This window comes from Streptosporangium nanhuense, from assembly GCF_059358815.1.
Genome location: NZ_JCADBG010000025.1, coordinates 13,398 through 36,201 on the forward strand (window position 1 = coordinate 13,398; position 22,804 = coordinate 36,201).

Annotated in this window: 21 protein-coding genes; 13 read left to right on the top strand and 8 right to left on the bottom strand. The window is 69.9% G+C overall.

The window, feature by feature from the left end; genetic code table 11:
• The first annotated feature begins 98 nt into the window (after positions 1 to 98).
• The 5 genes from AC5L38_RS35765 (at position 99) to AC5L38_RS35785 (ending at position 5,495) form a co-directional block, all read left to right on the top strand.
• Positions 99 to 1,397 carry a hypothetical protein gene (locus tag AC5L38_RS35765; protein WP_495247231.1) on the top strand — a complete coding sequence of 433 codons (1,299 nt, stop codon included), beginning with the start codon at positions 99 to 101 and terminating at the stop codon, positions 1,395 to 1,397.
• Positions 1,398 to 1,713: 316 nt separating this feature from the next.
• Positions 1,714 to 3,108: a CHAP domain-containing protein gene (locus tag AC5L38_RS35770; protein WP_495247232.1), complete on the top strand. Its 1,395-nt coding sequence runs from the start codon at positions 1,714 to 1,716 to the stop codon at positions 3,106 to 3,108.
• A gap of 118 nt (positions 3,109 to 3,226) precedes the next feature.
• The gene (locus AC5L38_RS35775; RefSeq protein WP_495247233.1) at positions 3,227 to 3,892 is read left to right on the top strand and encodes a M15 family metallopeptidase; all 666 of its coding nucleotides are present in this window, start codon (positions 3,227 to 3,229) and stop codon (positions 3,890 to 3,892) included.
• Between the two features lie 563 nt (positions 3,893 to 4,455).
• Positions 4,456 to 5,283, top strand: a complete 828-nt coding sequence (locus AC5L38_RS35780; protein WP_495247234.1) for a cytochrome P450 — start codon at positions 4,456 to 4,458, stop codon at positions 5,281 to 5,283.
• A complete protein-coding gene (locus AC5L38_RS35785) occupies positions 5,283 to 5,495 on the top strand; it encodes a ferredoxin (protein WP_495247235.1) in 213 nt (70 codons plus the stop codon). The genes AC5L38_RS35780 and AC5L38_RS35785 overlap by 1 nt, the downstream gene beginning before the upstream one ends.
• A 62-nt stretch (positions 5,496 to 5,557) precedes the next feature.
• Here AC5L38_RS35785 and AC5L38_RS35790 read toward each other — a convergent pair whose 3' ends face one another.
• Positions 5,558 to 6,298, bottom strand: a complete 741-nt coding sequence (locus AC5L38_RS35790) for a LysR family substrate-binding domain-containing protein (RefSeq protein ID WP_495247236.1) — start codon at positions 6,296 to 6,298, stop codon at positions 5,558 to 5,560.
• A gap of 55 nt (positions 6,299 to 6,353) precedes the next feature.
• Here AC5L38_RS35790 and AC5L38_RS35795 point away from each other — a divergent pair, with 55 nt between their 5' ends.
• Together AC5L38_RS35795 and AC5L38_RS35800 are read left to right on the top strand one after the other, a co-directional pair.
• Positions 6,354 to 6,725, top strand: a complete 372-nt coding sequence (locus AC5L38_RS35795) for a DUF5997 family protein (RefSeq protein WP_495247237.1) — start codon at positions 6,354 to 6,356, stop codon at positions 6,723 to 6,725.
• Positions 6,726 to 6,884: 159 nt separating this feature from the next.
• Complete coding sequence (locus AC5L38_RS35800) at positions 6,885 to 7,481, top strand: hypothetical protein (protein WP_495247238.1); 597 nt, start codon at positions 6,885 to 6,887, stop codon at positions 7,479 to 7,481.
• Between the two features lie 250 nt (positions 7,482 to 7,731).
• Here the strand turns inward: AC5L38_RS35800 and AC5L38_RS35805 are convergent, their stop codons facing one another.
• Entirely contained in the window at positions 7,732 to 9,150 is a 1,419-nt protein-coding gene (locus tag AC5L38_RS35805) for a M20/M25/M40 family metallo-hydrolase (protein WP_495247239.1), read from the bottom strand.
• A 66-nt stretch (positions 9,151 to 9,216) separates the two neighbouring features.
• Here AC5L38_RS35805 and AC5L38_RS35810 point away from each other — a divergent pair, with 66 nt between their 5' ends.
• On the top strand, positions 9,217 to 9,780 hold the full coding sequence (locus AC5L38_RS35810; RefSeq protein WP_495247240.1) for a hypothetical protein: 564 nt from the start codon (positions 9,217 to 9,219) through the stop codon (positions 9,778 to 9,780).
• Positions 9,781 to 10,105: 325 nt separating this feature from the next.
• On the opposite strand, the gene AC5L38_RS35815 is transcribed toward AC5L38_RS35810, so the two are convergent.
• From AC5L38_RS35815 to AC5L38_RS35840, 6 genes are all read right to left on the bottom strand, one after another.
• Positions 10,106 to 11,503 carry a GH1 family beta-glucosidase gene (locus tag AC5L38_RS35815; protein ID WP_495247241.1) on the bottom strand — a complete coding sequence of 466 codons (1,398 nt, stop codon included), beginning with the start codon at positions 11,501 to 11,503 and terminating at the stop codon, positions 10,106 to 10,108.
• 1 nt (position 11,504) lies between these two features.
• Entirely contained in the window at positions 11,505 to 13,109 is a 1,605-nt protein-coding gene (locus AC5L38_RS35820) for an FAD-dependent oxidoreductase (protein WP_495247242.1), read from the bottom strand.
• Positions 13,110 to 13,111: 2 nt separating this feature from the next.
• On the bottom strand, positions 13,112 to 13,963 hold the full coding sequence (locus tag AC5L38_RS35825; RefSeq protein ID WP_495247243.1) for a carbohydrate ABC transporter permease: 852 nt from the start codon (positions 13,961 to 13,963) through the stop codon (positions 13,112 to 13,114).
• Positions 13,963 to 14,910 carry a carbohydrate ABC transporter permease gene (locus tag AC5L38_RS35830; RefSeq protein ID WP_495247244.1) on the bottom strand — a complete coding sequence of 316 codons (948 nt, stop codon included), beginning with the start codon at positions 14,908 to 14,910 and terminating at the stop codon, positions 13,963 to 13,965. The genes AC5L38_RS35825 and AC5L38_RS35830 overlap by 1 nt, the downstream gene beginning before the upstream one ends.
• A complete protein-coding gene (locus AC5L38_RS35835) occupies positions 14,910 to 16,235 on the bottom strand; it encodes an extracellular solute-binding protein (RefSeq protein ID WP_495247245.1) in 1,326 nt (441 codons plus the stop codon). The genes AC5L38_RS35830 and AC5L38_RS35835 overlap by 1 nt, the downstream gene beginning before the upstream one ends.
• Before the next feature lie 294 nt (positions 16,236 to 16,529).
• Positions 16,530 to 17,549, bottom strand: coding sequence for a LacI family DNA-binding transcriptional regulator (locus AC5L38_RS35840; protein WP_495247246.1), 1,020 nt, complete (start codon positions 17,547 to 17,549; stop codon positions 16,530 to 16,532).
• A 246-nt stretch (positions 17,550 to 17,795) separates the two neighbouring features.
• Here AC5L38_RS35840 and AC5L38_RS35845 point away from each other — a divergent pair, with 246 nt between their 5' ends.
• The 5 genes from AC5L38_RS35845 to AC5L38_RS35865 all read left to right on the top strand — a co-directional run bounded on the left by AC5L38_RS35845 (position 17,796) and on the right by AC5L38_RS35865 (position 22,681).
• Positions 17,796 to 19,985, top strand: a complete 2,190-nt coding sequence (locus AC5L38_RS35845; RefSeq protein ID WP_495247247.1) for a 3-keto-alpha-glucoside-1,2-lyase-like domain-containing protein — start codon at positions 17,796 to 17,798, stop codon at positions 19,983 to 19,985.
• Positions 19,986 to 20,179: 194 nt separating this feature from the next.
• Entirely contained in the window at positions 20,180 to 20,677 is a 498-nt protein-coding gene (locus tag AC5L38_RS35850; protein ID WP_495247248.1) for a DUF2975 domain-containing protein, read from the top strand.
• Positions 20,677 to 20,934 (top strand): helix-turn-helix domain-containing protein, encoded by a 258-nt coding sequence (locus AC5L38_RS35855; RefSeq protein WP_495247249.1) that lies wholly within the window; start codon positions 20,677 to 20,679, stop codon positions 20,932 to 20,934. Before AC5L38_RS35850 ends, AC5L38_RS35855 begins: the two co-directional genes overlap by 1 nt.
• A 536-nt stretch (positions 20,935 to 21,470) precedes the next feature.
• Entirely contained in the window at positions 21,471 to 22,034 is a 564-nt protein-coding gene (locus AC5L38_RS35860; RefSeq protein WP_495247250.1) for a hypothetical protein, read from the top strand.
• A gap of 158 nt (positions 22,035 to 22,192) precedes the next feature.
• Complete coding sequence (locus tag AC5L38_RS35865) at positions 22,193 to 22,681, top strand: hypothetical protein (RefSeq protein ID WP_495247251.1); 489 nt, start codon at positions 22,193 to 22,195, stop codon at positions 22,679 to 22,681.
• Positions 22,682 to 22,804 lie beyond the last annotated feature (123 nt).

Below are 22,804 nucleotides of genomic sequence, written 5' to 3' on the forward strand. Positions count from 1 at the left end.
TGGACGCCAGATCGAACCTCCCCGAATCGAGGCGTCAAATGAGTGCTCTCCCCTCGTCCCCGATCCGCAGCGCCCGTCGGCTCGCTAGCCTGACCGTCATGGCGGTGACCTGCGGCCTGCTGATCACGCCCACCGCGATGGCGGACCCCACCCCGGCGCCGAGCACGCGGGCCGGCGATGTCAGCGCGGCCCGAGCTCTCGCCGCGTGTGACCCGGACGGCACCACTTCCACCGACTCCGCCCTCGCCACGCAGCTCAACGGCAAGTTGAAAGCCAAGATGCGCGGCTACATGTCGGCGTACCGCGTCTCCTGCGCGCGGATGATCATCAAGGCCGTACGCGACCGGGGCCTGCACTCCAGGGCCGCCGTCATCGCCATCACCACGACGATCGTCGAGTCCAGCATCGACAACATCAGCGAGGAGCTCGACCACGACAGCCTTGGGCTGTTCCAGCAGCGGGCCTCGTGGGGGACCAGGGCACAGCGGCTGAACCCCACCTGGGCGACGAACGCCTTCCTCAACAAGATGATCTCGAAGTACCCGAACAACAAGTGGATGACCGAGCCGATCGGCGAGATCTGCCAGACCGTGCAGGTGTCGGCGTATCCGGACCGCTACCAGCCGCAGGCCGGTGACGCGCAGATCATCGTCGACACCATCCTGGCCTCCCAGGCTCCTCCGAGCTACGGGGTGCTGGAGTTCTCTCTCGGCGACAACCTGGACTCCAGCACCGACATCCGGCCGGTGGTCAGGTACGGCAACAGCCCGATGGTTCCCATCATCGGTGACTGGGACGGTGACGGCACCGACACCCCCAGCGCCTACGACCCCACCACCGCCATGTTCCACCTGTCCAACCATCCCGACAACGGTCAGTCCGAGTACAACATCATGTACGGCAACAGGAACTCCGTGCCGATCGTGGGTGACTGGGACGGTGACGGCAAGGACAACATCGGCGTGCGGATGGGCTACACCTTCTACCTGCGCACCACCCCCGTCACCAGCGATGTCGAGACCACCGTGCCGATCGGCTACGGCAACACCGCCTGGAAGCCCGTGATCGGTGACTGGGACGGCAACGGCACCGACACCCCCAGCGCCTACGACCCCTCCACCGCCATCTTCTACCTGTCCAACGACCCCGCCAGCGGCCGGGTCGACCACAAGATCATGTACGGCAACAAGAACTCCGCCCCGCTGGCCGGCGACTGGGACAACGACGGCAAGGACAACATCGGCGTGCGGATGGGCTACACCTTCAACCTGCGCACCAGCCCGGTCACCAGCGCCGCCGAGATCACCAAGCAGGTCGGCTTCGGCAACACCGCCGACCTGCCCGTCACCGGCGACTGGAACGGCGACGGCATCGACACCCAAGGCATCGTCCGATAACCCCCACCCCCCAGCTCCACCCCAGCTCCACCCTGGCTCCAGCCTGGCTCCAGCCTCACCCCAGCCCTTCAGCCCCACCCCAGCTCCACCCGCGCCCCTGTGCCGCCCGTGACCACCACGGGCGGCACAGGGGCGCCTGTCGTTGCCGGCCGTCGCCGGGGGAACCCCGGCCCGGCCACGGCGTGCCCCGGTGACATCTGTAATCGCCCTCCATATCGGCCGGCGGAAGGCTGCAGCGCAATTACAGAAAGGTTGGAGCGGCCGGCCGGATCCTTGTCGCACTGAGACAGACAGGATTCACCGGAAAGGAACTCCCATGAGTGCGATCACCCCCCGCACCAGGAGCGGGGAAACCCGCTCCCGCTTCTTCCGTCGCCTTGGCGGGCTGGTCACCACGGTGCTCGTCGGAGCGGGAATGGTCACGGTCACCGCCACTCCCGCCGCCGCCGCGGTGTCGCGCGACTCCATCGTGTCCATCGCCCAGAGCCAGCTCAACAGCTCCTCCCGCAACCACGAAAACCCGATGGGGAGCGGCTGCAACTACTACACCGGGTACTTCCGCAACTGGAAGTCCGCGGCCGGTTGCCCGTCCACCGACGGGGTCCAGTGGCGAGACAGCGACTGGTGCGCGGACTTCTCCAAATACGTGTGGAAGAACGCCGGCGTGCGCTACGCCGACATCGCCGAGACCAGTGGAGGCGTGCTGACCGGGTGGGCGTCCTCTTTCAAGGACTACGGGACGAAACATGGGACATGGCATACCCGTTCGAGCGGCTACACGCCGCAGCCCGGTGACGCCGTCGTCTTCGACTGGGACCAGAGCGGTGACATCGACCACGTCGGAATCGTGAAGTCGGCGACCTCGAGCACGGTTTACACCATCGAGGGCAACAGCGGTGACCGCATCAAGGCGAACAGCTACTCGCGCGGCAACATCGACATCGTCGGATACTCCGAGCCAGTCGGTGTCGACGACACCTCCGACCCCGAACCTCCCAACTACGGGGTGCTGGAGTTCTCTCTCGGCGACAACCTGGACTCCAGCACCGACATCCGGCCGGTGGTCAGGTACGGCAACAGCCCGATGGTTCCCATCATCGGTGACTGGGACGGTGACGGCACCGACACCCCCAGCGCCTACGACCCCACCACCGCCATGTTCCACCTGTCCAACCATCCCGACAACGGTCAGTCCGAGTACAACATCATGTACGGCAACAGGAACTCCGTGCCGATCGTGGGTGACTGGGACGGTGACGGCAAGGACAACATCGGCGTGCGGATGGGCTACACCTTCTACCTGCGCACCACCCCCGTCACCAGCGATGTCGAGACCACCGTGCCGATCGGCTACGGCAACACCGCCTGGAAGCCCGTGATCGGTGACTGGGACGGCAACGGCACCGACACCCCCAGCGCCTACGACCCCTCCACCGCCATCTTCTACCTGTCCAACGACCCCGCCAGCGGCCGGGTCGACCACAAGATCATGTACGGCAACAAGAACTCCGCCCCGCTGGCCGGCGACTGGGACAACGACGGCAAGGACAACATCGGCGTGCGGATGGGCTACACCTTCAACCTGCGCACCAGCCCGGTCACCAGCGCCGCCGAGATCACCAAGCAGGTCGGCTTCGGCAACACCGCCGACCTGCCCGTCACCGGCGACTGGAACGGCGACGGCATCGACACCCAAGGCATCGTCCGATAACCCCCACCCCCCAGCTCCACCCCAGCTCCACCCGCGCCCCTGTACCGCCCGTGACCACCATGGGCGGCACAGGGGCGCCCCCTTCCCCAGCCAACGAAGAATGAGGGGTCGTCACCAGATGCCAGAGATCACGTTGTTGTCGGATCCCCGGATCCTCGAACTACCGGTCGAAGAATGCGGTCAGCCTCTCGTCGACCTGCGCGGGCTGGACGCGGTGTTCGTCGACCAGCGGTTGGCGGATCCGGCAGGGGCCTACGCGCACCTGCGGCTGAGCGTCGCCGAGCGGCTTGTGACCGCGCAGTCATTACTGCCGCGGGAGCTCCGGCTCCTCGTGATCGAGGGATACCGGCCCCCCGCGCTGCAGGAGCGGTACTTCGCCGAGTCCGTCGAAGAGCTCCGGGACCTGCACCCGGACTGGAGCGGTGAACGCCTTCGGCGCGAGGCGGGCCGCTACATCTCCCCGCCCGAGGTGGCGCCGCACGTGGCGGGCGCCGCAGTGGACCTGACCCTCTGCACGCACGCCAGGGTCGAACTGCCGATGGGTACGGAGGTCAACGCGACTCCCACCGGCCCCGACGGAGCGTGCTACACCGCGTCCCCGGACATCCTGCCGGAGGCGGCCGGCAACCGGCAGCTCCTGGCCTCGGTCCTGACAGCGGTGGGCCTGGTCAACTACCCCACCGAATGGTGGCACTGGTCGTACGGGGACCGTTACTGGGCCTACGCCACCGGAGCCCCGACCGCCTGTTACGGCCTCCTCCAGGCTCCCGCGCTGGCCGATTGACCCTCCACCAAGGGGACCGGTCGGCTGACCGGTCCCTCCGTCAAAGGGATCGGTCGGCCGACTGCCCCCTCCGTGGAAGAGACCGGAGAAAGCGGCCGCTTCATCACAGGTCGCCCATTCTCTGTGGCGGAGGTGCGACATACGATGCAGGCGACGTAAGCGGTGGGAGGAATCCTCGTATGTCTAATACGGCCGTTCCGGTGGAGCTTTTCAGCCCCGACTATTTTCGTAATCCCTATCCGGCGCTTGACTGGTTGCGGGTCAACTCGCCTGTTCATCGATATCTTTTTCCGCTCGGCGACGTCCCCATGTGGGTTGTGACCAGGTACGACGATGCCATGGCCATCCTCGCCGACACGCGGTTCAGCACCGCCGAGTGGCGCGGGAGCGCCGAATTCCAGGCGGCGGGGCTGTCCGTCAGCGGGGGGACCATACTGGCACAGACCATTCCAGGGCTCGATCCGCCGCAGCACACCCGGGTCAGGCGGTGCGCCATGAGCGCTTTCACTCCGCGGGCCGTCGAGAAATGGCGGGAGGATATCCGGCGCGTTATCGACCTGACCGTGAACGACTGGAAACCGGGGCAGGAGCGGGATCTGGTGGCGGAGTTCGCGGCGCCGATCCCGCCTGCCGTGATCGCGACGCGCCTCGGGTTCACCATGGAGGGGCGGGAGGAACTCTCCCGGGACGTGGACCTGCTCATCTCCACCGACCCGGCGGAACTTCCGCTCATCCCGGGGGCGCGGGAGCGTTTCTGCGAACGGGGCCGCGAACTCGTGGCCCGGAAGCGGGCCGAACCCGGTGACGACCTCACCTCCGCCTTCGTCCGGGCGGCGGACGAGGAGGGGCGGATCACCGAGGACGAGCTGGTGGCGCTGGTGATCATCATGATCATCGCGGGGGTCGGGACGACCAAGATGTTCATCGGCAACGCGATGCTGGCGCTGCTGGACCATCCCGACCAGCGCGCGCTGGTCGCCGGGGATCCGGGGGTCCTGAGCCGGTCGGGCATAGAGGAGCTGCTGCGCTACGAGTCGCCGGTCGCCTCGGTGCCCTGGCGGTTCCCCACCGAGGCGGTCAAGGTCCGGGATGTGGAGATCGCGGCCGGGGAGCCGGTGATGGTCATGATCGCGTCGGCCAACCGTGACCCGGAGGTCTTCGACGATCCGCATCGCCTCGACCTCACCCGCGACGGGGCGCGTCACCTGGGACTCGGGCACGGTATCCACAACTGCCTCGGGGCGGCCGCCGCGCGGTTGATCAGCGAGATGGCTCTCGCCACTCTCGTCGAGCGGTTCCCGGATCTACGGCTCGCCTGCCCCCGGGAGGAGATACGGCGCCACGAGGTGTGGGCGTTGAACGACTATCGGGCTCTGCCCGTCGTCCTGTGATGGGCCGGCACCTGGAGGTGGACCGGGCCCTGTGTTTCGGCACCGGGCTCTGTTCGGCGACCGCGCCCGGGTTGTTCACGCTCGGCCCGGATCGGGTGGCCACCGCGCGCGGGGGCGAACTCACCGACCCCGAGGACATCTCGCTGGCCCAGGAGGTGGCGGAGTGTTGTCCCCGTGAAGCGATCACCCTCCGTTACCGGGCCCCTGATTGAGCCGTCGCGGCCCGGTCGGGGGCCGGCTGCGGTCTCGCGTGACGTCCGGGGTCGTCCGCGGGTCACCGAGGCCGGTTGCCCTTCTTCTTGCGGCCGGCCGGCACGGCCCGGCGACCGGAGCCGTTCTGTGCCGGCTTCTGGGCGGGCTTCTGCGCCTGCCGCTGCGCCGGCTTCTTCGCGGGGGAGGCCGGGGTGCGGCCACGGGAGCTGTTCACCGTCCGGCCGCGGACGATGCCGATGAAATCCTCCACCAGGTCGGTGGTCGCGTCCGTGAGCCAGGCCAGCGCGACCTGGGACTGCGGCGCGTCCGTCACCGGCCGGTAGGTGAGATCCCTGCGGTGGTGGAGGCGCGCCAGCGACAGCGGAACCAGGAGAATCCCGGCGCCGGCCGCCACGAGCTCGACCGCTTCCGCCGTCGTGGCCGGGCGGGTGAACGCGGGCAGCCCGGGCCGGACCGTCCACTCGACGGTGTCGTCCAGAGGATGGAACACCTCGTCGTCGGCGAGATCGGCGATGGACACCTCGTCGGCGGCGGCCACCGCGTGATCCTTGGGGACCATGGCGACCGTGGTCTCCACGTAGAGAGGAATCACGCTGAGCCCGTCCCGGTCGACCGGCAGCCGGACGAATCCGGCGTCGGCGCCGCCGTCCCGCAGGAGTCCCACCGCCTCGGCGGCGGGGACCGCGACCAGGGGGACCGGCACATCGGGCGTTCTCTCGGTCCAGACGTTGACCCACTTCGCGGGTGTCACCCCGGGCACGTAGGCCAGTCGAAACGTCCTGCCGGTCTCTCCATCAGTCACTTCCTCAGGGTACCGATGGCTGGGGAACCTGTTCCGGCTGGCTACTCTTGACGCCATGACCTCGCCCAAACCGAAGACGACCCAGACGATGAAGCCCGCGACCGCGGCCAAGAAGCTGGGTGTCCCCCTTTCGGCCACTCCCGCCGAGTTCCAGGAGGGTGTCGTCTCCCGGGACGAGCTGAACGAGCTGCAGACGAAGCCCCCCGCCTGGCTCGTCGACCTGCGCCGCAACGGCCCGCACTCCAAGCAGGTCATCGCCGCGAAGCTCAAGGTCTCCGTCGCGGGCCTGCTCAGAGGTGGGATCACCGGACCGCTCACCACCGCTGAGATCGATGCGCTGAAAGCGGAGAACCCGGCGTGGCTGGAGCGCGAGCAGGCCCTCCAGGTCGAGGTCCGCAAGGAAGCGCTCCGCCTCAAGCAGCGCTAGACGGGATGTGGGACGGGTGCACCCGGCACCGGCCGCGGTGCTCGGGGTGGAGCAGTCCCGGGTACGCGTTGTCTTCCCCGGATCAAGCCGACTGGAGCACCACGAACGGTGAAGCTGGTAGATCATGAGATGTCCTGATCGCTCCTGATCGGAGTCGCCGTGATCTCGCAGGAACGGACCCTGAGAAGTTCGATCGGCGCGCCGGGTCTCCCGTTGATCGGCTCACTGGTGGTCATCGGGCTGCTCCTCCTGTACGGGGCGAGCTTTCCCAGCGGCAACCCTCTGTGGGTGCTGCCCGTTCTCCTGGCGTTCTTCGTACTGGGTGCGGTCTGGTTCGTGCGCCTCGCCGTGAAGATCTTCAGTCCGCAAGGCCGGTCCGATGTCAGACGAAACCTGTCGCGCTGGGCGGCGCCGGCGATCGTCGGAATCCTGGTGCTCGCGCTGCCTGCCGCGGGGCCCGGAAGACTCAGGCTCTCCCTGTCCGAGGAGAGCTTCGAGAAGGTCGCGCGGTCGGCGGTGGCGGGAAGCGCCGGCTGGAGGATGGAGGCCGCGACGCTCGGGCTGTTCGAGATCTCCTGGGCCGAACGGCACGGGGGCACGGTGCGCTTCGCGCTGGCGGGCGGGGGAGACGGCATTCACGCCCACGGCTTCATCTGGAGCCCGGACGGGAAACCTCCGTTGCCGGAGGAAGAGGAGTACGAACCCGACGTCGAGCACTACTACGGCCCCTGGTACCTGTGGAACGAGAACTTCTGAACCCAGGGTGGCCGACCGGGTGACGACGAGGGCGGGCGGCTGCGGAGGGGCACGGACCGTACGCCCGGGCCGGTTCCGTTGCCGGTCCTGATCCCGGCCGGATCGCCTCGCACGTGCGACGGCACTGGTCCGAACCCGGTGCCGCCCGCCGGCCGGAACGCCCCGTTCCCGGGTTCAGGAACGGGGCGTGGACGACCAGGAGGTCCTCACACGGGGGCCCGCCGCTTTTCCCGGCGTCGGCCGCGAGGGGTCAGTCGCGGGCGTGCGCGTCGAGGATGTACGCGACGGCCTCGGTCACCCGCTCGGCGAACGCGATGTTCAGCCATTCGTCGGGTACGTGCATGTTGGAGTCGGCTCCCAGCGCGCCGGTGACGACGAACTGCGCGTCCGGGTAGCGCCGGCCGAGCATCTCCATGAACGGGATCCCGCCGCCGATGCCGAGACCGCGGCACGGCTCGCCGAAGACCCGATCTCCGATCTCCTCCAGCGTCGCGGCCAGCCAGGGCGCGGCCGCCGGGGCCTGCCAGCCGTTCAGGAGAAGGAAGTCGTCCACCTCGACCCGCGCGCCGTACGGCACGTCGGTCGTGAGGATCTTCACCAGCGCGGCCAGCGCGACCTCGGCGTCGACCGTCGGCGGGGTCCGGAAGCTCAGCCGCAGGGACGTCGAGGCGCGCAGCACGGCTCCCGCCACCGCGGGGTCGGGGAGCCCGGCCGCGCCGATCACCGACAGCGTCGGCCGCCAGGTGTTGTTGAGGATGAGTTCGACGTCGTCGTCCGAGGCCGCGCGCATCCCGTCGACGAGCGGATAGCGGCGCGCGGCGGCTCCCGGCTCCAGCGCGGCGAGGGCCTCGGCCCTGGCCCGCGCCTCCTCGGGGATCGGCACGTTCATCTCGGGAACGGTGACCTCGCCGGTCGAGGAGTCCTCCACCCGGTCGAGCAGCCGGCGCATGACGCGGAAGGAGCTCGGCACGATACCGCTGGCGACCCCGGAGTGCACGGACGTCTCCAGGACCCGCACCGTGACGGTCGCCTGCACCCCGCCGCGCAGGCTCTCGGTCAGCCACATCCGCTCGTAGTCGCCACCGCCGCCGTCCAGGCAGATCACCAGGGACACGTCGCCGAGGCGGTCGGACAGGTGCTCCAGGTATGTGGGCAGGTCCGGGCTGCCGGACTCCTCGCCGGTCTCCAGCAGCAGGACCGTCCGGGCGTGTTCGCCCCCCGCCGCGTGGATCGCGGTCAGCGCGGTCGTCGCCGCGTAGCCCGAGTATCCGTCGTCGACCGCGCCGCGACCGTAGAGTCGTCCGTCACGCACGACCGCCTGCCATGGACCCAGCCCGTCGGACCAGTCGCCGAGCGGGGGCTGCTTGTCGAGGTGACCGTAGAGCAGCACGGTGCCGCTCGCCACGGCGCCGGCGGTCGCGGGCACGTCCACGAGAAGCAGCGGGGCGCGGCCGTCGAACCGGACGACCTCGCACCGGGCGCCCGGCAGGCCGCGCGACGCGATCCAGTCACGCACGTGGTCGGCGGCGGTTCGCAGATGGCCGTTCCGCTCCCAGGCGGCGTCGAAGGCGGCCGACAACGCGGGTATCTCCACCAGACCGGAAAGGCTGGGCAGCACGTCCTCGTTCCAGCTCTTGACGACCGCTTCGTGAACTCTTTTATGATCCATGGCCGGATTATGGTATCCGAGATCGACCGAGCCCCGCCGGGGCAGGGGGTGAGAAGCCCTCGCGCAATGATCAATGGATTCGGCGGAGACGCGAAGGATCGTTTTTCAGAGCCGGTGAAAGCGAGACCGGGAGGGATCTGCACCGTATCCTCACATTCTCTGCGCTCCAAGAGCATGGGTGTCTGTTTTGATTGCGCCGTGATCGAGCGGAACACCTCGAGGAGAAGTGATGTGCTCTGGGCCACTGGCTGCGGGGTCTCGGCGATTTTCGCGTTGATGTGCGCGACGCTGGGAACTCTTCTGGACATCGTTCTGGTGGCCAGGACGCAGGTTTACTGTCTCGGTGATTTGAGCGTCGGGGAGAATTTTGCCGGATTCATTTGGGCGGCGAGCCGGTTCGTTGCCTTTCCGATCGTTTCCGGTGTCTCCCTGCTCGCCGCGTTGCCGGTCTTTCTGCTCGCCCGCCTGTCCTGGGTCGCGAATCACGATTGGCTGAAGGCCGTCTTGATGCTCCTGTCCGTCCTCGCCTCCGTCGCCGGGCCGATAGGCATGATCGTTCATGACGTCGCCACCGAAGGGATCATCGGTGACTGCGAACCGCCCTGGTGGCCGTCCTGGCTCCCCTCGTGACGCGACCTCCGGCGACGAGAACTCCACGACGGCGCGCCGGCGCGGGCCACCGGGGCCGGGGTGCCGGGGTGCCGGGCGGGAAACGGGGCCGGTGGGGGCGGCTCACCGCGGCACGGCGGCCCCCGGAACGCGCCGCGGATCGGGCCGTGATCCGCACGGCACGCACGGCACGCACGAAAACCGGTTCGGCCGGATGAGCCGAACCGGTTTTCGTGCCGCCGCTTCGCCGGAACGGGACGTTCGGGCTCAACGCCGCGAGCAGGGGCCGTGCGGCGACCGGCGCGTACGTGGACGCGCCGGTCGCGTCACCGCCCGCCGCCGATGCTCAGCCGGCGACCGTGTCGGTGACCGATGCGGGGATCACTCCGGTGGTGACGAGGTCGCGGTACCACAGGGCGCTGTCCTTCGGCACGCGTCGCTGGGTGGTGAAGTCGACGTGGACGATGCCGAAGCGCTTGTGGTAACCCTCGGCCCATTCGAAGTTGTCGAGGATGGACCAGACGAGATAGCCGCGCAGGTCCGCGCCCTCGGCCAGGGCGGCGTGGGCCGCCCTGAGGTGGGAGTCGAGGTAGGCGACGCGGTCGGGGTCGGCGACCCGGTCGCCCGAGGGGGCGTCGTCGTCGAAGGCCGCGCCGTTCTCGGTGATGAGCAGGCCCACGGAGGGGTAGTCGCGCGACAGGCGGGTCAGCAGGGCGGTGAGCCCCGCCGGGTCGATGGGCCAGCCCATCGCGGTGCTTGGGCCGCCGGGGTGGACGAACGAGACGTCCTCGCTGCCCGGCCAGGCGGGGTCGGCCGGGGTGCCGGGGACGTCGGCGACGTACTGGGGGCAGTAGTAGTTGATGCCGAGCAGGTCGATCGGCTGATGGATCAGCGCGAGGTCGCCGTCGCGGAGGTGGTCGAGGCCCGCGTGCCGGTCGATGATCTTCAGCAGGTCCTCGGGCATCTCCCCGCGCAGGGCCGGGTCGAGGAACTGGCGGTTGAGCAACAGGTCGACGAGTTCGGCCGCGGCCGGATCGCCGACGGCGGGCGAGAGGTTGAGGGTGAGGGCCAGCTCGCGGGCACCGGCCTCGCGCAGCGCCCGGGTGCCGAGGCCGTGCGCGAGGAGCAGGTGGTGGGCGGCGCGGAAGGCGTCGCCCGCGTCGGTCCTGCCGGGGGCGTGGACGCCGCTGCCGTACCCGAGGAAGGCCGCGACCCAGGGCTCGTTGAGCGTCGTCCAGGTGCGGACGCGGTCGCCGAGGCGGGCGTGCACGGCCGCGGCGTAGTCGGCGAAGCGGTACGCGGTGTCGCGGGCCGCCCAGCCGCCCCGGTCCTCCAGCGCCTGGGGCAGGTCCCAGTGGTAGAGCGTCACGTACGGGTCGATGCCCGCGGCCAGCAGGGAGTCGACGAGGCGGTCGTAGAAGTCCAGGCCGTGCGGGTTGACCGGGCCCGAGCCGTCGGGCTGGATCCGCGGCCAGGCGACGGAGAACCGGTAGGCGGCCAGGCCGAGCGACCTCATGAGCTCGACGTCGTCGGGATAGCGGTGGTAGTGGTCGCAGGCGACGTCGCCGGTGTGCCCGGAGACCACCCGTCCCGGCGTACGGGAGAAGGTGTCCCAGATCGACGGCCCGCGCCCGTCCTCGCGGGCGGCGCCCTCGATCTGGTAGGCGGCGGAGGCGGCGCCCCAGACGAACCCGGCGGGGAAGGCCGGGCCGGTTGCTGTGGTTGCTGTGGTCGCTGTGGTCACGTCAGTCCTCTACGAGCTGGGGTACGGCGGGCTGGCGGCCGCACGGGGTGGACCTGATCTCCTGCGACCAGGCGAGGGTGACGCCGAGGGTGTCGGTGAGCGTCCGCTGGAAGTCGGCGAGCCTGGCCGGATCGGCGCGGATCTTGCGCGGCGGCAGGTCGGTGGCGAGGGCCTGGACGGCGAGCGCGCCCACGGCCTCGCCGATGCTCCACTCGACGGGGTGGAGCCGGTAGCAGCCGTTGGTGACGTGGGTGGTGCCGATGTTCTTGTTGGCGGGCAGCAGGTTGTCGACGCGCTGGGGCAGCAGCGCGCCGAGCGGGATCTGGAAGGGGTAGCAGTCGACGTCCACGTAGGTGCGGCCGGACGTGCTGGGGTGCAGGTCGATCCGGTAGGAGCCGATCCCGACCGCGTCGGCGAACACCTCCGACCCGGCGAGCGGGCCGCGAGCCTGCACCCCGACGTGCTGCTCCAGCACGGTGAACTCGGCCTTGATCCGCCGCGACTCCCGGACGTACACCGCCTTGGCCAGGCCGTCCTCGGTCCCGACGAGATCGGGGCGCAGCCGCAGGCCCGGGTATCCGGCCTCGGTCTGCATCCAGTACAGGAACGACAGCGACAGGTCGCGGGCGCCCGCCAGCGCGGCCTCCCGGTCCGCGCCGGGACCGATCAGCGGCCGGTCCCAGTAGTCGATCTGCGGCCAGTTGACCAGGGTGACGTCGTGCGAGATGGTGCCGGGCTCGTACTGCTCCGCGGCCACGATCCGGCGGAAGTGCCACAGGTCGTGCTTTCCGGGGATGTGGCCGTTGTCGTGGAACAGGCCGCGCGAGCGCACGGACAGGTCGATCGGCTCCACGTCCGTCCACGACAGCTGGGGGCCGGGCCAGAACGGGGCCTTGTGGGTGCGCCAGTGGTCGTAGCCCGCCGGGCGGTCGATCGTGTGGTCCTCGCCCGGCCGGTACTCCAGCGGGAAGCACCAGCTGACGGCCTGCTGGTCGAGGGGGTTCGCCACCGGCGCGGCGTGCGGTTCGCCGGTGTCGGCGACGCCCTCCGCGCCGATCACGTGCTCGACCCCGGCCAGCGGCAGCAGGTCGCCGAGCTCGGTGGCGTCCACGACGTAGTCGGCCGCCACGACCAGCTCGGTCCCGTCGGGCCGGGTGAAGGTGACCGCCTCGACCCGGTCGCCCGTCACCTCGACCGCCACGGGCGTGTGCCGCAGCAGGACGGTGAGCAGCCCGGCGGTCCGGTACGGCGCGAGCATCTCCTCGATGACGGCCAGCGCCGCCCGCGGCTCGTGGCACAGCCCGCTGACCACGCCGAGGCCCGGGTTGAGCAGGCGCTGCGCGGCCACTGAGGCGCGGAGCGGGTAGTTGCGGCGGTAGTGGTCGCGGACGCCCTGGCGCAGCCTGCGGTAGCTCGGCGAGGCGTACCGCGACTCGATCCACGGGTTCTCGTCCGGCGGGACCGCCTGGCTGGTCAGCTGGCCGCCCAGCCAGTCGGTCTCCTCGGTGAGCACCACCCGCCGGCCGAGCCTCGCGGCGGTCAGCGCCGCGGCGACGCCGCCGAGGCCTCCTCCGACCACCAGCACCGGCGCGTGTGTCTCCTGCATGATCATCCCTTCACGCCGCCCTCGGACAGGCCGGCGACGAAACTGCGTTGGTTGAAGACGAAGACGGCCAGGATCGGCAGCAGCACCAGCACCGAGCCGGCCATGGCGGGCCCGTAGGCGACGTTTCCGCCGGTCAGGAACTTGCTCAGCGCCAGCTGGACGGTCTGCGTCTCGGGCGAGCTCGTCACGACGAGCGGCCAGAGGAAGTCGTCCCAGACGGCGGTGAAGGCGAACACCGCGACGGTCGCGACCAGCGGCCTCGCCAGCGGCAGGTAGATCTTCCAGAAGAGCCTGAACTCGCTCGCGCCGTCGACCCGGGCGGCCTCGCCCAGCTCGTCGGGGAGCCCGAGGAAGTACTGCCGGGCCAGGAAGACGTTGAGCGGCCCGATCAGGTGCGGCAGGGTGAGCCCCGCCAGCGAGTCGAGCAGCCCGGAGCCGCCCTGCCCGGTGATGTCGTTCCCGCCCGCCAGCGGGATGCCCTTCGCGATCAGGAACAGCGGGATGAGGGTCACCGCCACCGGCACCATCGTGGTCGCGACGATCGTCATGAAGATCGCGTTGCTCCCCCGGTAGGGCAGCTTGGCGAACGCGTACCCGGCCAGCAGCGCGAACACACAGTTGGCGATGACGACCAGCACGGCGACGACCAGCGAGTTCGTCATCGCCGTGCCGAGGTTGCCCGAGTCCAGGGCCGTCGAGAAGTTGTCGAGGACCGGGTTCTGCGGCAGCAGCCGCGGATCGGACGAGAACACCTCGGACTCGGGCTTGAAGGCGATCGAGACCATCCACCAGAACGGGACGAGCACCAGCACCGTGGCGATGACCAGCGCGAGGATCGATCCTGGTCTGCGCATCACTTCCGCCCGTTCCCGCGCATCGCGACGAGCGCGAAGGCGAAGATGGCCGCGAACAGGACGAACGCCATGGCGCTGGCGGAGCCGAACCGGTTGTTCTGGAACGCCTCCTGGTAGATCAGGTAGTTGGTGGTCGTCGTCGAACCGAGCGGCCCGCCGCCGGTGAGGATGAAGATCTCGGCGAACGACTGCGACAGGTAGACGATGTTGATCGTGACCACGTAGACCATGACCGGCCGCAGGCCGGGCAGCGTCACGTGCCGGAACCGGGCCCAGGCGTTCGCGCCGTCCATCTTCGCGGCCTCGTACAGGGTGACCGGGATCGCCTGGAGCCCGGCCAGGAACAGCACCATGTTGCCGCCGAGGGCCTTCCAGATCCGCATGACCGCGACCGAGTGCAGGGCGGTGTCCTCGTCGAGGAGCCAGTTGTGCGGGTCGAGGCCCAGGGAGCCCGCGAGGTCGTTGAACCAGCCGTCGGGGGAGTACATCCACAGCCACACCAGGCTGACGGCCGTCAGCGGGACGATGCGGGGCAGGAACAGCCCGGCCCGGAACAGCCCGATGCCGGGCATCTTCCGGTTGGCCAGCAGCGCCAGCCCGAGCGCGATGCCGACCGCGAACGGCAGCACCTCCGCGACGAACTGGACGGTCACCCGCAGGGACTTCAGGAAGTCCGCCGAGCCGAGCAGCGCCGCGTAGTTGTCGGCGCCGACCAGCCGGGGCGCGCCGCGGTCGAGCGGGCTGTAGCTGGTGAAGCTCAGGTAGAACCCGTACAGCACCGGGAACAGCTGGAAGATCGCCATGTACACCAGGACCGGGGCGGTGAAGGCGAGCCCGACGAGCTTGCGGCGGCCGGTCGGGCCCCTTCCCCGGGCCCCGGCCCGCGGCGTCGCCGCCGCGGGCCGGTCCCCGCCGTGCCTGGTGCCGTGCTTGCTGAGGAGCGCCATCACTGGGCCGCGAGCAGCGGCCCGGCCTCGGCCGCCGCGTCGTCCAGCGCCTGCTTCGCGGTCGCCTTCCCGGCGAGCGCCGTCTCCAGGTGCTTGTCGAGCACGTCGCGGACCTGCACCCAGGCCGGGACGTTCGGGCTGCCCACGTACGCGGGAGCGGCGTCGATGAACGGCTTCAGCAGCGGCTGCCCGGTGACGTACGCGCCCTGGGCGGCCGAGGCGCGCACCGGCAGCCCGCCGACGGTCTCGGCGTACCGCTCGTTCACGCCCTTGGAGACCATGAACTCGACGAACTTCCAGGCGAGGTCCTTCTTCTTGGTGTCTGCGTTGACGAACAGGCCGGTGGTCGCCCCGCCGAAGGTCTTGGCGTCGACGGACTTCAGCGGGGACAGCACCCCGACCTTCGAGGCGAGGTCGGGTACGGCCTTGACCATCTGGAGCATCTGCCCGTTGGTCGCGGTGACCATCGCCGCCTTGCCGGTGGCGAGCGGGTTCTGCCCGGCGGGCTGGTTGGCGAAGTCGAGGCCGACCTGGTCGCTGACCTTGCCGTCGCCGCTGTAGAGTCCGGCGAAGTACTCCAGCGCCTTCACGCCCTCCGGCGAGTTCCAGGTGACCTCCTTGCCGTCGGACGACAGCAGCTCGCCGCCCTCCGAGCCGATCAGCGCCTGGAAGCTCTGCACCCGCTGGATCTTGGCGGACTGGAGCATCAGGCCCGCCTGTTGGATCGCTCCACCCTCCTTGACGGTCAGCTTCTTCGCCGCCTCGGCGGCCTCGGCCCAGGTGGTCGGCTCGGCGACACCGGCCTTCTCCAGCAGGTCCTTGCGGTAGGCGACGAGGACGCCGTTGCCGCCCAGCGGGATCAGGTACTGCCCGCCGGCCACCTGGCCGCCCGCGAGGTAGGGCGCGAGGTCGGTCCTGTCCTCCTCGGACAGGGCGGCGATCCGGGCGTCGAGCGGCTCGATCCGCTTGGCCGCGGCGAAACCGGCGGCGACGGCCGGGCCGTGGCCGAACACGTCGGGGGCGTTGTTGCCGGCGAAACCGGCGTTGAGCTTGGGCGACATCTGGGCCCAGTCGACGAAGGTCACCTGGACCTTCGTCTTGTTGGCGGCCTCGAACTCCGGCACCAGCTTCTTGGTGACGAGCTCGATCTCCGGGGCGGAGTTGCCGGGGAACCAGACGGTCAACGTGTCCGCCGTGCCCCCGCCGCCGCTCCCGCTGCCTCCGCCGCCCGTCCCGCAGGCCGTCGCGGCGATGAGAACACCCGCGCTGACCGCGGCGGCGAGGAATCCACGCCTGTTGACGGCTGTCCACCGGTTGGTGATCATGATTTTCTCCTGTTTCGGAGTATGGGGGGTTTCGGAATACGGGGTTTTGAGAGGTGAGGGTCGGGAGTGTGGAAGGTCGCCCCCCGGCGCTGGACCGCCGGGAGCTGGGAGTATTCGGTTGTGGTCAGGCTCTGGGGGGAGGCGGGTCACGCGACTCGCGGTCGGGCTCCGAGGCCGGTCACGTGATCTGTGGTCGGATTCCTGTGGCGATCACGTGATCCGCGACGGGCTCCGGCCGGCCCGGTCATGTGATCCACGGTCAGGCTCCGTGGGTGCCGGTCGTGTGATCCGTGGTCAGGTTCTGGGCGGGCCGATCATGTGATCCTCGGGGAGGCCGCAGGGCAGCAGCTGCTGATGGTCGCCGGGATCCTCGGAACCGGCCAGGATCCGGGTGAGCATCTTCACCGCGCCCCGCCCCATCTCGTTGCGGGGGATCCGCAGGTTGCTCCAGCCGCTCTCGGTCATCGTCACCAGGACGACCACCGACATGTCCGCGGGAGCGGCCAGGCCGCGCTCGCCCAGCGCGGCGACGAGCTGCCTGGCCAGGGGCTCGTTCTCGGCCAGGACGGCGGTGACGCCACCGGCGTGCGCGGCGTCGACCCAGGCCGGGTCGAGCTGCGACATGACGTACATCAGCTCGGGCAGCCCCACGTCGGCGCAGCCGGCCCGGTAGCCGGCCTCCTTGTCGAGAAAGACCTCCATCCGGTCGGGTCCGGTGACGTAGGCGATGCGCCGGTGGCCCAGCGCGGCGAGCCTGCCCACGATGTCCCTGGTGGCGCTGGCGTAGTCGGCGCCGACCCAGGCTACCTCGGTGCCGGGAACGCTCCTGCGCCCTATGTGGACGAAGGGGTACCCCTCGGCGGCGAGCCTGGCCAGCTCGGTGGAGCCGGGCTCGACGCCGAGCAGCACGCTGCCGTCCGCGAGCGCGAGCCGGTTCACCCCGTCGCTGTAGACCCGGCGGCGGCCGTTCAGATCCTCGGTGGAGGCGAACAGCACCAGGTCGTAGCCGTCGGCGACGGCCTGCTGCTCGATGCCGACCAGGAACTCGTGGTAGAAGTCCAGCTGGTCGAGCGGGAAGATGGATTCGAAGGTGTAGACGCCGAGCAGCCGGTTGCGCTTCCCGCGCAGGCTGCGAGCCGCCGGGTTGGCGACGTAGCCGAGCTGGCGCACCGCCTCCAGGACGCGCTGGACGGTCTGCTCCGGGATGCCGGTCTCCGGGCCCCGGCCGTTGATGACCGCGGAGACCGTCGCCTGGGAGACACCCGCGAGCTTGGCCACGTCGGACTGGCGGGCCCGGCGCCGAACTCCGTCCATCGCGATCTCCTGATTCGTATCAGTTGAGGGGGAACAGCCAAGAGAGGGTGGCTGGCTGATTCGTATTGGCGAAACCGTTGCAAGTTGGACGGGGTGCTGTCAACACTCTCGGCGAAAGAATCTTGAAACATGCCGGAAATCTGCTCTTGACGGCCGCGAAGATCGCGGATTATCTTCCCGTTACGAATCGGGGGCACGGATATTTTCGCAGGTCAGATATTACTAATACGAATCAGAGGTATCAGCGTGGGGCTCCCCAACACCTCGGCCGTCCTGGCGCTCGCCGCCGCCCTGCTCCTGCCCCAGCCCGCCCACGCGGCCGAGACCGTTCGCGGTGCCGAGCCCGTTCACGCGGCCGAGACCGTTCGCGGTGCCGACTCCGCCCGTACGACCGGGACCGTCCACGGAGCTGACGCCGCCGGGGCCACCTCCCGCGCGGCCGGGGCCACTCGCCGCGCCGCCGGGACCACCTACTACGTCGACGCGAGCGGCGGCTCCGACGCCGCGGCCGGGACCTCGTCCTCGGCCGCCTGGAGGACGCTCGGCAAGGTCAACGCCCAGACCTTCGGGCCGGGCGACAGCATCCTGCTCAGGTCCGGTGGTGTCTGGACCGGCCAGTACCTCGACCTGCGCGGCTCGGGCACGGCCGGGGCGCCGATCGTGCTCGGCCAGTACGGCACCGGCGCGAAGCCCCGCATCGACTTCGCCGACACGGCCGTCGACGGCGAGGGCTTCGGGGTGCGGCTGAAGAACGTCTCGCACTGGGAGATCGGCGGGCTGGAGATCACCAGCGGTCAGCAGCCCACCGACCGGCGGCGCAGCGGGGTCCTCGTCGTCGGCGAGGGCGCCGGGGCGGGGAACTTCACCCACATCCACGTCAAGAACACCTACGTCCACGACGTGTTCGGCACCGACCGGCGGACCGGCGGGATCAACTTCCACGCCCGAGGCACCTCCACCGGACCCGAGAGCACCTGGACGGACGTGCTCATCGAGGGCAACACCGTCGACAACGTCGCCGACACCGGCATCCAGACCATGACCGACGCGCTGCTCAACACCACCTGGGCGCACGACTTCGACGCCTTCAAGAACCTGGTGATCCGCGGCAACACCGTCACCCGGATCCACCGCGACGGGATCCTCGTCCGGTCCGGGCTGGCCCCGCTCGTCGAGCGCAACACCACCGACCGGATCGGCGAGTCCACCACCTCGACCCTGCCCTACCTGGACGACATCGCGGTCGTCGCCGCGCAGTGGATGTACGCCACGACCGACGCGGTCTTCCAGTTCAACCAGGCCTTCCGCACCCGCAGGCTCGACGGCGACGGCCAGCCCTGGGACTTCGACCAGATGGTCTACCGCAGCGTCTACCAGTACAACTACAGCCAGGACAACGAGGGCGGCACGCTGCTCGTCATGGACCAGACCGACGACAACGTGTTCCGCTACAACATCTCCCAGAACGACCTGGACCGCAGCGTCGGGGTGTTCCACCTGGTCAGCGGGTCGGGCGACCTGAAGGTCCACAACAACGTCTTCTACCGCTCGGCCGGGCAGACCGGCCAGATGACCGGGACGTCGACCGGCAAGGTGGCCTACACGAACAACGTCTTCGTGAACCAGGGCAGCGGCGCCTACAGCATCAGCGGCAACGTCACCTACGACCACAACCTCTACTCGGGCACCAACGCCAACCAGCCGAACGACCCGTACAAGATCATCGCCAGTCCGCAGTTCGTCGCGCCGGGCGGGGCGTCGGGACTGGCCTCCGCGGGCGCCTACAAACTCCAGCAGGGCTCGCCCGGGATCGACAGCGGCGTCGCGGTCTCCTCGCCCGGCGCCCAGGACTTCTTCGGGACCGCGCTCTACCAGGGCTCTCCCGACCGGGGCGCGCACGAGTCGGCCGCGGCCCCCGTCACCACCCTGCTGTCGGACGACTTCGGCGACGGCGACGCGGCGGGCTGGACGAGCGACGGCGGGTCGTGGTCGGTCGCGAACGGCGCGTACTCCCAGACCTCCACCGCCGCCGCGGAGAGCCTCGCCGTCACCGGCTCCGCCACCTGGGCCGACTACACCGTCCAGGGACGCGTCCGGCTGGACAACGCGAGCGCCAACGCGGGCCTGATCTTCCGGTACGCCGACGCCGCCAACTTCTACCTGTTCCGGCTCAACGACGGCACCGACACCGCCGACCTGTACAAGAAGGTCGGAGGCACGCTGACCAAGGTCGCCGGCGCCTCCGTCCCGATCGCTCCCGGCGCGTTCCGCACGCTCAGGGTGACCGTGTCCGGCTCGGCCGTCACCGGTTTCGTCGACGGGAACCAGGTGCTCACCTGGACCGCCCCCGCCGCCGAGCCGGCGACCGGCAAGGTCGGCCTGCGCATGCACTCGAGCACCGCGACCCTCGACGACCTGCGGGTCACGGCGCCCTAGGGTTCCCGGCCCGGTCGCCCCCGAAAGGGCCGCGCCCGCGCGGGCGGGCATTGAACGATCTTGGAAAGTGGGACTCCGGAGCTCCGGGCCGCGCGCGCCGGTACCGGAGTCTCACCTCTCCGGCTGACCCTTCCGGTTGCTTCCCCTATCGAATATCGATACATTTCCATCGCTAGTCGATCGAAGGGAAGATGATGGGGAAGTTGACAGTGCTCGCGCTGCGCGCCGTGCTCGTGGTGCTGCTCGCCGGGTCGGTGTTCGTGCAGACGGTGATGGTGCCGCTGCTCGCCGCCGACATGGAGCAGTTCAACGCGGAGTTCGCGTACCTGCGCACCCCGCTTCTCGTGCTCGTGGTCCTGGGTGTCGTGACGGTCCAGGTCATCCTGGTCTGCGTGTGGAGGCTGGTGACGATGGTGCGCCGCGGCACCGTGTTCTCCCACGCGGCCTTCCGGTACGTGCACATCGTGATCGGCGCGCTCGTGGCGGCGGCCCTCCTGGTGTTCGCGTTCGCGGTCCTCCTGGCGCCGGGCGAACCGGTCGCCCCGGGCGTGGTCCTGCTGATATGCGGGGGTGTCGTGGCGATCCTGGGGGTCGCGCTCATCGTGCTCGTGCTGCGGATGCTGCTCGCCCAGGCCGTGGCACGCGACGTCGAGGCGGCGCGGATGAGGGCCGAGCTGGAAGAGGTGATCTGATGCCGATCACCGTCGACATCGACGTGATGCTGGCCAGGCGGAAGATGTCCGTGGGCGAGCTCGCGGACCGCGTCGGGATCACGCCCGCCAACCTGGCGGTGCTCAAGAACGGCCGTGCCAAGGCGGTGCGCTTCACGACGCTCGCCGCGCTCTGCGAGGTGCTGGAGTGCCAGCCGGGAGACCTGCTGCGCTGGGAGGCCGCGGACGTCACGGACGTCACGGAAGCCAGGGAGGACGCGAACGCCGTGGAAGGGTGACGAACGAGTTCCGCCGGGTTCCGCCAAGGGCCCTGACCTGTGTGAACAGGTCGGGGCCCTTCGTGTTTCCGGAAGACGGTGCCGTACGGCCTCGCCGGACACCGCGGGTCCGCACCGTCTCGTGAGCCGTCTCGCCGGGCCGGCCCTCGGGAGGCCGCTCGGCTCCTCTCGCCGCGGCCGGGGCGCCGGAGACCCCCGGGGGCACGGGGAGGTGGACCCGGGATGGAACGGCGGGTGGAACCGGATGGAACACCTTGGGGGTATCCGGCTCGTCGGCCCTTCTCCCGCCGGTCCGCACCGATCCAGGCCGGGATCGCACCGATCCCGGCAGGGAACCGTTCGCGGACCACACCGCCCAGGGCGGCGGGGGGGACCGCGCCGAGGTGCGGGCCGGGGAACAGCTCCGCGCCCCGGAGGAACACGGACGCCGTCGAGTGCTCGCCGGCCGTCCGCTCCGAGGCCTCCGCCGATCCCTCTCCGTACGGCAGGTGACCGTCCGGCGGGTGAGCGGCACGAAACCATTGGAAGGAAAACAAATGAGTGACCACATCCCCTCCGCGCACCAGATGACAGGCGGCAGCGCGTACGAACCCCGCAGGCCCGGGACGCTGCTGGCCGCCACCCTGGCCACCGCGGTGACGGCGGCGTCGATGCTGGCGTCGGCGACGTTCTCCCTGATCGCGGGCAGGAGCCTGCTGCGGAACTACGTGCGCGACGAGCTCGGCGTCGAGGCCGGCTCGGAGGCCGTGAATTCCGTCGTGGACACCGCGGTGGAGGCCGCGTTCGGCTCCCTGCAGGCCCGGGCGTACATCTGGATCTTCCTCGGGGTGATTCTCTTCCTGCTCCTGCTGCCCGTCCGCGACGGCAGGACATGGGCCCGGGTCGTTCTGAGCGTCCTCACCCCCGTCGTCGCCCTCCTCGGATTACGGGACCTCACGGACATGGTGTCCCCGATCACCGGGTTCCTGGCCGCCCTGGCCGTCCTGGGGGTGCTGCTGGCCGTCGTGACCTGCTGGCTTCCCGCGACCAACCGCTACGTCAAGGCGCGCAAGCAGTCGCGCCGGCCCCAGCCCGGACGAACGTCGGTCCGGCCCAGATGAACACGAGTCCCGTCCCGGCGGGCACCGCTCCCGCTCCGGCGGGCACCGCTCCCGTCTCGGCGGACACCGCTCCGGCGGGTACCGCTTCCGCCCAGACGGACACCGCTCCCGCCCAGACGAACGCCGATCCAGTTTTGACGAACACCGGAGGAACGACGATGTCCGCACTTAAGAGAATCGCCTGCCTGGCCGCCGCGCTGGGCGCCGCCACGGCGCTGAGCGTGGGTCTCGCGGCCGCGCCCGCCCAGGCCGACGACGTGCCCGGCGTCCTGACCGCCCGGCTGACGATCACCAAGGAGGCGGCCGGTTGCAGGGTCCTGACCTTCGGCAAGGTAGGAATGACGCAGGCCCAGGCGCAGTACCTGGTCGACAACGGCGCGAGGGCCCAGGTCGAGATCTGGGGCGAGGACGCCGTCTACGACAACCGGCTGTACAAGGCGGGCGACGCGCAGCTGAGCGCGGGATCGGACCGGAACGGGGGAGGGCTGATCATTCTCTCCGTTCCCACGATCCGGTGCTCTCTCCTCGACGAGGACGACTCCTCGCTCGAGGGCGCCGGCGACGAGGTCTACGCCAAGGTCATCCTCAACGCCCCCGGGTACCAGCGCATGACGAAGAGGACGAACACGGTGCACGGCCGTTACTGATCCCGGATCCGATCCCGGATTCGGGATTTTGGATCCCGGGCCGTGCGTGAACGGCCCCTCCCCGCCGAACCATCGGTGGGGAGGGCAGGCGACGGCCTCGCGGGCCTGGGCGTACCGGGACAC